Origin of the sequence: Neobacillus sp. SAB-20_R2A, from assembly GCF_049568635.1 — a bacterium.
GTDB classification, from domain to species: domain Bacteria; phylum Bacillota; class Bacilli; order Bacillales; family Cytobacillaceae; genus Neobacillus; species Neobacillus citreus.
The window spans coordinates 953,816-966,899 of record NZ_CP145895.1; the positions used below are offsets into that span (position 1 = coordinate 953,816).

Annotated in this window: 9 protein-coding genes, 1 pseudogene and 1 other annotated feature; of the genes and pseudogenes, 4 read left to right on the forward strand and 6 right to left on the reverse strand. The window is 41.3% G+C overall.

What is annotated here, in order from left to right:
- Positions 1-12: 12 nt before the first annotated feature.
- The 4 genes from metG to kynU form a co-directional block, all read right to left on the reverse strand.
- Complete coding sequence (gene metG, locus V5M37_RS04765; RefSeq protein ID WP_423801002.1) at positions 13-1,647, reverse strand: methionine--tRNA ligase; 1,635 nt, start codon at positions 1,645-1,647, stop codon at positions 13-15.
- 59 nt (positions 1,648-1,706) lie between these two features.
- Positions 1,707-1,979 (reverse strand) — a binding site (T-box leader).
- A 566-nt stretch (positions 1,980-2,545) separates the two neighbouring features.
- The gene (gene kynB / locus V5M37_RS04770; protein ID WP_423801003.1) at positions 2,546-3,172 is read right to left on the reverse strand and encodes an arylformamidase; all 627 of its coding nucleotides are present in this window, start codon (positions 3,170-3,172) and stop codon (positions 2,546-2,548) included.
- 38 nt (positions 3,173-3,210) lie between these two features.
- Entirely contained in the window at positions 3,211-4,059 is an 849-nt protein-coding gene (kynA, locus tag V5M37_RS04775) for a tryptophan 2,3-dioxygenase (protein ID WP_423801004.1), read from the reverse strand.
- A gap of 45 nt (positions 4,060-4,104) precedes the next feature.
- A complete protein-coding gene (gene kynU, locus V5M37_RS04780; RefSeq protein ID WP_423801005.1) occupies positions 4,105-5,391 on the reverse strand; it encodes a kynureninase in 1,287 nt (428 codons plus the stop codon).
- 380 nt (positions 5,392-5,771) lie between these two features.
- On the opposite strand from kynU, the gene bioB reads away from it, so the two are divergent.
- Entirely contained in the window at positions 5,772-6,785 is a 1,014-nt protein-coding gene (gene bioB, locus V5M37_RS04785) for a biotin synthase BioB (RefSeq protein WP_423801006.1), read from the forward strand.
- A 128-nt stretch (positions 6,786-6,913) separates the two neighbouring features.
- On the opposite strand, the gene V5M37_RS04790 is transcribed toward bioB, so the two are convergent.
- Entirely contained in the window at positions 6,914-7,159 is a 246-nt protein-coding gene (locus V5M37_RS04790; RefSeq protein ID WP_423801007.1) for a nucleotidyltransferase family protein, read from the reverse strand.
- Positions 7,160-7,949: 790 nt separating this feature from the next.
- Here V5M37_RS04790 and V5M37_RS04795 point away from each other — a divergent pair.
- Positions 7,950-8,597 (forward strand): annotated as a pseudogene (locus tag V5M37_RS04795) (HAD family hydrolase); the annotation flags it as partial.
- Positions 8,598-8,666: 69 nt separating this feature from the next.
- Complete coding sequence (locus V5M37_RS04800) at positions 8,667-9,098, forward strand: GNAT family N-acetyltransferase (protein WP_423802573.1); 432 nt, start codon at positions 8,667-8,669, stop codon at positions 9,096-9,098.
- 70 nt (positions 9,099-9,168) lie between these two features.
- On the opposite strand, the gene V5M37_RS04805 is transcribed toward V5M37_RS04800, so the two are convergent.
- Positions 9,169-12,288 carry an efflux RND transporter permease subunit gene (locus V5M37_RS04805; RefSeq protein WP_423801008.1) on the reverse strand — a complete coding sequence of 1,040 codons (3,120 nt, stop codon included), beginning with the start codon at positions 12,286-12,288 and terminating at the stop codon, positions 9,169-9,171.
- A 239-nt stretch (positions 12,289-12,527) separates the two neighbouring features.
- Between V5M37_RS04805 and pssA the strand changes: the two genes are divergently transcribed.
- Positions 12,528-13,019, forward strand: coding sequence for a CDP-diacylglycerol--serine O-phosphatidyltransferase (pssA, locus tag V5M37_RS04810; protein ID WP_423801009.1), 492 nt, complete (start codon positions 12,528-12,530; stop codon positions 13,017-13,019).
- The last annotated feature ends 65 nt before the right edge of the window (positions 13,020-13,084 follow it).

Here is a 13,084-nt window from a genome sequence, read left to right on the forward strand (position 1 = left end):
AGGCTAGCTTTTTTAATTGGATTGGGTATTTAATTTTTCTAATTCCTTGTCAATGGCTTTCACGTCAATTCGGTCGAATAAAGGCTTTACTTCGATAATTTTGTCCGGGACAGAGTCAATAGGTTTCCATGTAAACTCGGACCGTCCAAACATCTGATTGACCTCTTTGCTGGAAAAAGGCAAAACCGGTGCCAATAATTGCGCTAGATTGAGTATGATAATCGTGCAATTAAAAATCGTTTCGTCACACTCACTTTTATCTTCGTCGATTTGTTTCCATGGCTTTTGTTCGTCAAAATACTTGTTAGCAAAGCGCACCAGATTGAAAACCTCTTCTAATGCCTGTTTAAAATGTCCGTTTTTAATATGCTTGCCGACGGACTGGTAGCCATTTTGGATTTTTGCGTAAATACTAGGATCAATCGAGCCAGTCGGTACTTGTCCTTCGTAATATTTACTAATAAACTTCAACGTCCTATTGACCAAATTACCATATCCGCCAAGCAACTCCGAGTTGTGGCTATAAATAAATTCCCTCCAAGAAAAATCAGTATCTCGATTCTCAGGTGCATTAATCGTTAAAAAATAGCGAATCGAATCGGGATGATATTTTTCCAAGGTATCCGGTACCCACACAGCCCAATTGCGGCTGGTCGAAATCTTTTTCTTTTCAAGTGTTAAATATTCATTCGAAACAATATGGTCTGGCAGCTTTTTGTTTTGAATGCCGAGTAAAATCGCTGGCCAAATGATACTATGAAAAGGAATATTGTCTTTTCCGTGCACATAATAAGAAACGGCGTCCTCACCCCAAAATTTTGAATCATTTTTTCCGGAATCTAAGGCCCATTTTTTGCTGGCGGAGTAATACCCCGATACTGCTTCAATCCAAACATAGATTTTTTTCTCTTCATAGCCTTTTATAGGAACGCTGATTCCCACTGGTAAATCTCTAGAGACAGCCCGGTCCTGTAAGCCTTCGTTGATGTATCTTTCAGTTAAATGGATAGCATTTTCCCGCCAGGCAGCATTCTCTTTAGCTCTGGAAACCAAGTTTGTGAGCGGTTCTTTGAAATTCTTTAATGAAAAATAGAAGTGCTCTGTTTGCCTAATAGCCGGAGTATTCCCGCATAGCTTGCACTTTTTCTCTAATAGGTCGATTGGGTCCAGAATGGTGGAGCAATAATCACATTGGTCGCCGCGTGATGGCTGACCGCAGTTGGGACAAATCCCCTCGACGTATCGGTCGGGAAGAAACTGCTCGCAGGATTCACAATACGTTTGCTCGATTTCTTTTTTATAAATATAGCCGTTGTTGATGAGGTCCAAGAAAATTTGCTGTACCGTTTTATGGTGATGCTCTGAATCTGTTCTCGTGTAACAATCGTATGAAAATCCCAGCCTTTTAAAATTGTCGTCGAACTCGTTGTGGTAGCGGTCGGCAATTTCCTTAGGGGAGACACCTTCCTGTTTGGCGCGGATGGCAATCGGCGTCCCGTTGCAGTCACTTCCCGAAACGTACAATACATTTTCTCCTCTTTGCCGATAATAACGGGCCAAAATATCGCCTGGCAACAGGCTTGCGATATGACCGAGATGCAGCGATCCATTCGCATACGGCCAAGCCCCTCCAATAAATACATTCATTTCTCAATACCCTCCTTTTTTGAAAAAACAAAAAACCCCGTCCTTATCCATTGAAAATAGATAAGGACGGGGTTGTATTAATATCCCGTGGTACCACCTTAATTTACTAATTGCTCACGCAATCAGTCTCTGCAAGTACGGAACATTGATGTTCGATACTGTGGTTTTGATAACGAGTACCAACTCTCGCCGCAGCCTACTAGTTACAGGGTGTAACGTTCAGAACGGAGCTCAGAGGCCATTGTTCAAATGAGTCACTTTGCTTCTTTTCAGCTACCGAAGCTCTCTGGTGAAAGTATCGTCATTTTACTTTTCCTCGTCATCGCTTATGATGAATATATTGGATTTATTATAAAGGGTAAATTTTACAAAATCAATGGATTATTTTTAAAAATACAAATTTTTCCAGTACTGGTGAAGAAAGGAGGACAAAGGGGCTTTTGAAAGTCTTATAAGACCAGAATAGGTGAATAACCGGAGAAGAAATGGTCTTATGAAAGCTTCATAAGACCAGAATGGGTAGAGAAAAGGAGAAGAAATGGTCTTATGAAAGCTTCATAAGACCAGAATGGGTAGAGAAAAGGAAGAGAAATGGTCTTATGAAAGCTTCATAAGACCAGAATGGGTAGAGAAAAGGAGAAGAAATGGTCTTATGAAAGTCCCATAAGACCAAAAAGGGTAGAGAAAAGGAGGAGAAAAGGTCTTATGAAAGCCTCATAAGGCCAAAGGGGGTGAAGAAAAGGAAGAGAAGTGGTCTTAAGAAAACCCTCATAAAACCGGAAAAGGTAAAAAAGGCATAGAAAATGGTCTTATGAAAACCTCATAAGACCAGAACTACCGAAAAAAGCCAGATTCCATACCCTATGAATGAAAAGCTCTTTACCCAGATAGGTAAAATCTATCGAAGTTTCCGAATCACAGCCCGTACCGGACTCCCATCAGCCTCCACCAAAGGCAGCGGCAATGCAGCCAACTCATAATCCCCTGGCTCCACCTCATCCAAGACCAATCCCTCTAAAATATGAATCCCACAGCGAGTAAGCTCATGGTGGGCGGAAAGTTCTTTACTATCCAACTCATCCACGGATGGCAAATCGAGTCCAAGCAGCCGTACACCCCGTTCAGAAAGATAAGCCGCTAACTCAGGCTCTACTGGGGGAATTGAGCTAGGAAACGCACGACGGTCTGACCAAGCATCAGTCCGAATTAAAAGCCGCTCAACCCCTTCCAAATCCACACCGTTAAGCTCCTTAACTCCTATTTTCGCCACATTCGGCAAATGAACAACCCGCGCCGGACCAATATACAAATTTATATCCAAATCAAATACCCTTTTTCCATCATTATCGAAATGGTAGGGGGCATCAATATGGGTGCCGGTGTGAGCACTCATCGTGATTTCGCCGACATTGCATGAGCCGCTCTCTTCCATACTCCAACTCACCCGATAAGAGAAAGGGGTATCCCCCGGCCAAACCGTAATATTGTTATCCAGCCGCTGCGAAATATCTATCCATTTATCCATTTAAATACCGCCTCCAACACATTTATAGCCTAAGTGTATTACAGCTTTGTCCTGAGGCTCAAGAGCTCCGGAAAGAATTGATGGTCAATGACCTTTTTTAAATAGGGAACACCGGAGGATCCGCCAGTTCCCTTCTTATGCCCAATAATTCTCTCCACTGTCGTCATATGATGAAACCGCCAAAGCTGCTGCTGATTGCCGATGTCGACCAGCTTTTCAGCCAGTTCGTAGAGGTCCCAGTATCTATCGGTATTGCGGTAAACAGCCAGCCACGCCTCCTCGACACTGTTATTCGGCTCATAACTCACCGACCAATCTCGTTTCAGCACAACCTCATCAACAGGTAATCCATTAGCCGCAAGGGCCGAGATGGCTGCATCATATATGCTGGGCTCGCCTAGAGCATCACACATCTTTTTATATAGATCAGTCTGATGCCGATAAACAGCCAATGTCCCGGTATTTTTCTGACCTAAAGCAAACTCAATCAACCTATTTTGATACGATTGGAACCCAGAAGAACGTCCAAGTTTATGGCGAAATTGCATGTAATCAGCAGGCGTCAAGGTCGTGAGAACATTCCACGACTGGATTAACTGCTGCTGAATCCTGGAAACGCGCGACAGCATCTTAAATGATGGCTCCAAATCGTTTCGGAGAATACATTGGATGGCTGCGTTCAATTCGTGCAGAATCAGTTTCATCCATAGCTCGCTCGTCTGGTGGATGATGATAAACAGCATTTCATCGTGGTGGTCGGATAACCGGTTCTGGCTTGATAAAACTTTATCGAGATGAAGATAATCTCCGTAGGACATTTCCTTTTGAAAGTCAGTCTGAATTTCCTTGTCTAAATTCAAGTTTTGGTCTTGCGCATCGCTTTCCATATATCTAGGCTCCTTTAGGAAATTTTTTTAAAAAAAGACCTAAGGCTACGCGACAATATCCCGCTCGTTGGCAAACTTTTCATACTGTTTTTCCGACATAATGATCTTTAAAACTTGAACAACCTTCCAAACTTCTTCAAAGGTGTTGTAAAGGGCAACCGGAGCCAGCCGGATAATATTAGGAGCACGGAAATCTGGAACGACCCCATTTTCCTTTAATGCTTTGCAAATTCGGGCCGCCTCATCATGCTCAAGACTGACATGTCCACTGCGGCGGGAATCCTCTCGAGGGTTTCCGATGATGAAATTCATGTTAGCTAACTCATGTTCAATTAATTTCATTAGATATTGGGTAAGATGCAAAGATTTCTGCCGAATATTCTCAATCCCGGCTTCAGCAAACATTTCCAAGGAGCCAATAAGCGGGGCGAGGCTCAAAACATGCGGTGTGCCAATTTGATATGCGGCCGCTGTTTCCGCCGGTGTAAAGGTATGCTCCAGGTCAAATTGCTTCTCTTTGTTCGAGCCAAACCATCCGGCTAAACCAGGGGATGCCCCAAAATGTTTCCGATTCACATACAAGCCGCCGACGGCCCCAGGCCCTCCGTTTAAATATTTGTAATTGCACCAATAGGCAAAATCAACATCCCATTCGCTGAAGGAATGGGGGATGGCGCCAATTGAATGGCAGGCATCAAAGCCTATTAAAATATTGCGCTTGTGTGCTTCCAAGGTTAACCGTTTCATATCCAGCACCTGCCCGCTACGGTACAATACCGTCGGAAGGATTACCAAGGCTACCTCATCAGTCATCGCTTCGATCATATCGTCCTCTTCTATGAATCTGCCATCGCGGCTCTTCAAGGATATAAGGTGAGCATCTGGATCAAGACCATGAACCTGCAGCTGGCTTTTTAAAGCATAAATATCACTAGGAAAGTTTAATTCATCCGCTAATATTTTCGTGCGGGAACCTGTTGGTTTATAAAAAGTAGCAACGAGCTGATGGAGATTAGTAGTTGTGGAACCGCTTGCAATTACTTCGTCAGGAGCTGCCCCTATAAGCGGTGCGATCATTTTTCCCAATTTTTCTGACAGGAAAAACCATGGCTGCTTTCCTTTTGTCCAGCCGTCAATTCCATAGTCCTTCCAATCCTCGATAGTATCGAGAAGTGTACGTTCCGCCCGTTTGGAAAGTAGTCCTAACGAATTCCCGTCCATATAAATGGAATCTGGCTTTATGTAAAACTCATCACGGAACCTCGATAGGGCATCCTCCTTGTCTAACATCCTGGCAAACCCTTGTGTCGGCGAAAAATCTTCTATGTGCATTGGACTCCTCCTTCTCTAATAAAAATATATTCTAATTGAATCTTAACAATGAATTGGAAAAAAGGGCAAAAAAAATAGATTGGTGACTGCACCAATCAAGATTATGGGAAGTTTTAAGAAATGAGTTCAAGGAACTTATTTCTTAATTAAGTTACTTTTATAATAGTGAAAAGTTATGTAGAAGTTGGGGGAAAGTTGTGGGGAAGTTGTGAAGATTTACTCTTGTTAACTTGCTCAAAAACCTGTATTTCCCCAATTTCTCGAAAACCTTTCTTAAAACTTTGGTACAAAATGGTTTAATTTACAGAATAATTGCTTTATAATTTTATTTGTAAACCAAATTGTATTTTCAGTTAACAAATAAAATTAGAGGTGATAATTTGAGTTGGTCAAAACTAGCAAATCAAGTGATTGATGGATATGTTTTAACAAAAGAGCAAGCCAAGGAAATCCTGCTTTCCAAAGACGATGAAATCTTGTCCCTGGTCAATGCCGCCTATGAAATTCGCAGACATTATTATGGGAAAAAGGTAAAGTTGAATTTAATCATTAACGCCAAAAGCGGCCTATGTCCGGAGGATTGTGGCTATTGCGCACAGTCGATTAATGCGAAAACCGAAATCGACCGGTATACCCTTATCAGCAAGCAGACGATTGTCGAGGGTGCCAAAGAAGCGAAGAAAAACAAAATTGGTACATACTGCATCGTCATGAGCGGACGGAAACCGACCAACAATGAGGTCGATACGGTCATTTCAGCAGTTCAGGAGATCAAGAGCGAGGTCGAGCAAATCAAGATTTGCGCTTGTATGGGGCTGGTCAACGAAGAGCAGGCAATCAAGCTGAAAGAGGCAGGGGTTGACCGTTTCAATCACAATATCAATACAAGTGCCAATCACCATGCTAATATCACGACTACACATGATTATGACGACCGTGTCGAAACGATTGAAAATGTGAAGAAAGCGGGGATTTCCCCTTGCTCCGGTGTTATTTGCGGAATGGGAGAAACCGATGATGATATCGTTGAGATGGCCTTTGCGTTAAGGAAACTGGATGCTGATTCCATTCCGGTTAATTTCCTTCATCCGATCAAAGGAACGAAGCTTGAGGATCTAAACGAGCTGACACCAATACGTTGCCTCAAAATTTTGGCACTGTTCCGCTTCATCAATCCGACAAAAGAAATCCGCATCTCCGGCGGCCGTGAATTTAACTTACGATCACTTCAGAATCTGGGACTGTTTATCGCCAACTCCATTTTTGTCGGCGATTACCTGACAACTGCCGGCCAAGGGGCTAGTGAAGACTATCAACTAATTAAGGACCTTGGCTTCGAAATTGAAGACAACCCATTTGAAACAGAAAGCCAGACATTTGCGGAAACCTTTTAAAAATTACCCCTTCACTTTACTCTAAAGTGAGGGGCTTTATTTTTAAAGCAAAAAAAATAGATTGGCGCAAGCACCAATCAAAATTATGGGAAGTTTTAAGAAATGAGTTCAATGAACTTATTTCCTAATTAAGTTACTTTTATATTAATAGTATCTTGTGTAGAACTTATAGGGAACTTATGTGGAAGTTGTGAAGATTGGGTTGATATCTTTAATTGATCCCATGTTTCTTCCCATTTCTTGGTTTTAACACGATTTACATAAACTTTTATAAGCTTCATATTTGCCAAAAATATTGGAGTCGGTTTAACTTCCATATGAATCAAATCCTCGATTCCCCATGGGGCAGCAATTACTAAGATAAAATTTAACACATTTTTCCGATAGGGTCCCGCAATCTTATTAAGAGCTATAACTCCCGGACAGCTTAAAAATTCAAGGCTCCAGTCGTTATGAAAGGCTTATAACACCCGAACGATAAAGAAAATCAAGTCCCCGGTCGTTATAAAGGGGCTCATAACACCCGGTCAATATAGAAAACCAAGAATTCGGTCGTTATGAAAGGGTCATAACACCCGAACGATATAGAAAATCAAGTCCCCGGTCGTTATAAAGGGGCTATAACACCCGGACAATATAGAAAACCAAGAATTCGGTCGTTATGAAAGGGTCATAACACCCGAACGATATAGAAAATCAAGTCCCCGGTCGTTATAAAGGGGCTCATAACACCCGGACAATATAGAAAACCAAGAATTCGGTCGTTATGAAAGGGTCATAACACCCGAACGATAAAGAAAATCAAGTCCCCGGTCGTTATAAAGGGGCTCATAACACCCGGATAATATAGAAAATCAAGTCTTCGGTCGTTATGAAAGGGTCATAACACCCGAACGATAAAGAAATTCAAGTCCCTGGTCGTTATGAAGGGCTCATAACGACTGGACAATATAGAAAATCAAGTCTTCGGTTGTTATGAAAGGGTCATAACACCCGAACAATATAAAAAATCAAGTCTTCGGTCGTTATGAAAGGGTCATAACACCCGAACAATATAAAAAATAAATCCCCGGTCGTTATTAATTTTCACCCCAGCAAAAACATTCCGACTCGGTAAAACCTTTTCCAAAAACTATCGTCTAAATTAAAAGAGGTGATACATAATTGAAGGCAATCATATTTGATTTTGATGGATTAATTGTGGATACGGAAACAATCTGGTTCGAGGCTTATAAAGAAGTCCTAGAAAAAGGCTATGGAATAAACCTTACTCTGCAGCAGTTTTCCAAAGTCATAGGAACGGAAGACACAGAATTATTTGCGTATATCCAAGAAAACCTTTCGACACCAGTTAATCCCGAAGTCATCGAAAACTCTGTCAAAGAATTAGTTTTAGAAAAAACGAAGGAGCCCGCCACGCGAGAAGGGGTAAGGGACTACCTTAAAGAAGCAAAAGAATTAGGATTGAAAATTGGCTTAGCCTCCAGCTCAAGCCGTGAGTGGGTGGAAGGTTTTTTAAAAAAGCTCCATATTTTCAAGTACTTTGATGTCATAAAAACACGGGACGATGTTTCAAAAGTGAAACCGGACCCAGAATTATATATTCAAGCTGTCAAAGCACTAGGAATCAAACCATCCGAAGCTGTTGCCTTTGAGGATTCCTTGAACGGACTTAAAGCGGCGAGAGAAGCAGGAGTTTACTGTGTGGTAGTGCCGAATCAAGTTACATCGCATTTAGAGTTTCATGGCCATAGCCATCGCCTATCTTCCATGATAGACATGGGCTTGATGCAATTATTGCAAAAAATTAAGGGGGGAAAGCAGTTGAACGGTTATCAAATTAGACTCGCGACCAATAAAGATGAACAATTTTTATGGGAAATGCTCTATCAAGCTATCTATATACCAGAAGGGCAGCCGAGGCCATCCAGGGATATTTTGAACGAGCCGCATATTGAAAAATCTTTAAAAGGCTGGGGCCGAAACGGGGATACGGCAATTATTGCAGAGGATAATGATCATCATCCCATCGGTGCGGTTTGGGTTCGATTGTTCGATGAATCCAATAAAACTTACGGCTATATCGACAGTCAAACTCCTCTATTGGGAATGGCGCTTATGCCGGAATTCCGGGGAAAGGGGATAGGGACTGTTCTGCTTGGTGAAATACTAAGAATCACAAAAGAATCCGGATATAAAGGAATCTCTTTAAGCGTCGACCCAAACAATCCTGCCCTGCAGTTATACAAAAGATTTGGGTTTAAAAAGATTGGTGTTGATGGAACGTCGTGGGATATGCTGGTGACATTTTAATGATAAAAAAGGTGACGGCACAAAAGTGTGTCAGTCACCTTTTTTATCATTACTCTAAGCCATTTTTATATTAGCTGATACTCTTAGCATTCATCGATATATTTTTTGATGTCTTTTTATGAAGCCATTGATAAATAATCGGAATGATAATAAAGCTGTTGATGGTCGATGTTACCATACCGCCGATCACGACGATACCAAGAGTTTGCGAAATCACCGTATCTGCGTTATGAGATAATGCCAGCGGCAATAAGGTAAGGACCGTTGCTGCTGCTGTCATCAAGATTGGTCTAATCCTTGAAAGACTGCCATTCAAAACTGCTTCCTCCACAGGCATTCCCTCTTTTCGATTTCTTTCAATTTTGTCTATCAACACAATTCCATTCGTTACGACAATACCTGTAAGCATTAGAATGCCGATTAATGCTGCTAAGTTCCATTCACCATGGAATAAAATTAACGCAATAACCACACCGCTTAATGCTAGCGGAATGCTTAATAATACTGATAATGGCGCCTTCCATCCCTTGAAGATAGAGGAAGTAATTAGCAATACTAACAGGATTGAAAAGGCAACAGCTACCGACATATCAAAAATCATGTCTTTTACTTGTTCGGTGATTCCTCCTAATGAGTACGTTACATCTTTAGGCATTTTCATATTGCTTAGGGATTTCTCTGCTTCACTTGAAACTTTGCTAATATCATTTGATGTAATCTGTGCTGTCACCAGAGAGAATGGCTGCCCATCTCGCTCACTAATCGTTGATGGGGACTGGTCTTTTGAGATTTTAGCAATTTGGTCAAAACGGACTAAATCACCATTATTGCCTGTAAATGTTTCAGCGGAAAGCGAAGCTAAAACATCATCCGCAGAAGCCTCTAATGTAATATTTGAGTTGCTGCCCGAAGCGATTTGATCTAAATATTGGTCCACAGGAAATGCCTTATGATCAACGGTAATCGTGGCATCCTTAGAGGCAGACATGTAACGGTTCACTACGGTCAGAATGTCCGCCACTTTAACCCCTCTATCCTCTATCACCTTTTGGTCAAATGTCACCTTGTACTTAGGTGCACCGTTTGTTAAATCAACTTTTCCATCGACACTCAAGTCTGCAATTTTCGATAGGTTTGTTCTGGCTTCTTGCGCTACTTGATCCAATGTCGCTTGGTCGGATCCAGTAAACAAGATACGCATTTGTGAATCATCACCAGAAATGTTTTGGCTTGTTACCGTATAAGTAACATCCTTCGATAATGATGGAAGCTGCTTTTGTAACTGTTTAATGACGGAATCTGCATCCTTATCGTTCTTTAATACAACTGAAAGGTTAGCGACATTCGGATAAGTGATAAAGCCGCCGCCTTGGTCAAACACGTCGTCACTTTGCGGCGTCATCGTCGAACCAAAATTGGCAGAATAGGCATCCACCTTCGGATTTTCTTTTAATGCTTTTTCGATTTTTTGCACTTCAGAATCTACTTGGATTAGAGTGCTTCCTTTAGGCAATTCTGCTTTTACGGCAATTTGTCCGATTTTTCCGCTAGGCAGTAAACTCACTGGAAGGAACGCAGAATAAATGCCGGCGCCTAAAAAGACCAAGATCGAAACAATAATCATCGCTTTTCTGTGCTTGAATGCAGATTGCAAAATTGGTTTCATTTTTGCATCGAGTTTGACCGTTTGTTTTTCTCCGTTTCCGCCTTTCCATCCCATAAAAGCAAGAGCAGGGATGACAAGCATGGCAACAAAGAATGAAATGATAAGCGCAATCACGACAGACCAAGCGAATCCACTATATGAAGCACTGATGACACCGCCAACAAAGGCGATTGGAATATACACGGCAATAGTCGTTAAGGTAGAGCCTAAAATAGCTGGAATCATTTCAACAACAGATGAAGCAAGAATGGAAAGCAGCGGTTTATCTTTCGATTCTTCCCGTTTTCGATACATGTTGTCTAAGATAACGATGGAGTCGTCGACAATTCGTCCCATCGCAACGATTAATCCAGAAACCGTTAGGATGTTTAATGTGATGCCCATTGATTTCAAGAAAGCCGTTGTCGCTAACAATGAAATTGGCAGCGAAATCGCAATTAACAGTGTCGATCTTACATTTCGGAAAAAGAAGAACACACAGACCATAGAGAATAAGCAGCCGAGCAAACCTTCTCGAACTAAACCGAAAAGAGAACTGTTTAATTCTTTTTCCCGGTCAAGTAAAACTTGGAATGAGACATTTTTTGGATTTACTGTATCCAAGTGAAGATGAGAAACACGCTCTTTAACTTGGTCAGCAACATAAGTAATATTAGCCGATGGTGTTTTGATCACATTTAAAGTAACACTTGGTGCTCCATTTGTTCTTGAGACTGTTTTTACATCATTTAAGGAGTGTGTAATCGTACCGAATGCCGATACAGGAATTACTTTTCCTTCTTTATTCTTAATTGTTGCGTTTTCCATTTGCTGCTCAGTTAATGGTAGCCCATCAAAGGATACTGGAATGGATAGTTGGTTGTTTACGATATTCCCCTGCGGCATCGATGGAACAGCCAAAGCAAACGATTTATTCACATCATCCAATGTTAATCCGTTTTTGACGAGGTCTTTCATGCGGACAGTTAATACATATCCATCTTTTGCACCACCGATTGCGGATACATCCGCTACACCAGGAACGGATTTTAATTGTTTAATGATTTCCTGTGTTGCAGTGGAACGCAGTGTTTGTTCATCCAATTTTGAGCTTGTTACACTGTAGGTCAATATTGGGAACGAGCTTGTTGTCAATCGAGTTACTGAAGGAGTGCTTGTAATCGTTGACGGAAGGTCGGCATTTGCCAAGGCTTTATTTACTTGGTCCTCGGCTAGTTTCATGTCTGTATTCATTGGAAAATACAAACTCATAAATAAGCCGCCGTCATAAGAGGTTGTTTCTACATTGGACAAACCATCCACTGTTTTGACGGCACTCGCAAGGTTATCAGTAACCTGCTGTTTTACCTGAGCCGCTTGATACCCCGGAACTCTCATGCTTACTGTCAGGGTCGTATTGTTAATCCCGGGCAAGTAATCCCGCTGCATCTGGTAAGCTGAAATCCCGCCCCAGGCCAAGATTATGACAACACACACAATCATAAGAATGGCTCTTTGCATGGTTGCCTCTACTAACTTTTTCATTGTTTTTCCTCCCATTACTCCATCTATGATTTAACCCAAAACATGATTATTTTCTGCTGTGAATTCATGATTGGACTTGCAATAAAATTGGGCACTTCAAAGTATATATAACGAGTCTGTTTGTTCACTTAATAAAAGATTAATATTTCATTAAGATGGAAAAATCTTTCTAAGAATAACGGAAGAATATATAGAAAAAGCTAAAAAAATGGGGGATTTAAAAGTCAGGGGGGACAACCTTGTTCAAACATTTAATAAAAGCGATTCCTAATTTATTTACATTAGGAAATTTATTGTGCGGTGTTCTTTCTATTACTTTAAATATGAGTGGGTTTATCGAAGTGGCCTCGATCTTTATATTTTTTTCAGCTGTATTAGATCTTCTTGACGGAAGGATTGCAAGAAAATTAAAAGTGAACAGTGAATTAGGGGTTGAATTGGACTCCTTGGCAGATATTGTGAGTTTTGGGGTGGCACCGGCACTTTTATTTCATTCAATAGCAGCACCATCCATTCTAACCTCTCTGGCATTTATCCTTTTCCCGATGATGGGGGCATTAAGATTAGCCAGGTTTAGTGTCAAGCCAACCATCGGCTATTTTAAAGGGCTGCCGATTCCAGCTGCCGGTCTGCCGCTTGCGGGAATGGGATTCTTCTCATATAGCAATGCATGGATTACCTTAATCCTTGCCCTCTTAATGGTCAGTCCAATTAGGGTTAAAAAAATTTAATTAAGTTTTCCTTTTTAAAAAAGCTAGGAACCTTCATATTCATAGCTTTTTTATTTTATCCATTC

Coding starts and splice junctions, on each gene's coding strand:
- V5M37_RS04805 (WP_423801008.1), bottom strand. CDS start 12,288: ATGAAAAAGTTAGTAGAGGCAACCATGCAAAGAGCCATTCTTATGATT.
- kynU (WP_423801005.1), bottom strand. CDS start 5,391: ATGCACATAGAAGATTTTTCGCCGACACAAGGGTTTGCCAGGATGTTA.
- metG (WP_423801002.1), bottom strand. CDS start 1,647: ATGAATGTATTTATTGGAGGGGCTTGGCCGTATGCGAATGGATCGCTG.
- kynB (WP_423801003.1), bottom strand. CDS start 3,172: ATGGATAAATGGATAGATATTTCGCAGCGGCTGGATAACAATATTACG.
- V5M37_RS04800 (WP_423802573.1), top strand. CDS start 8,667: ATGCTCTATCAAGCTATCTATATACCAGAAGGGCAGCCGAGGCCATCC.
- kynA (WP_423801004.1), bottom strand. CDS start 4,059: ATGGAAAGCGATGCGCAAGACCAAAACTTGAATTTAGACAAGGAAATT.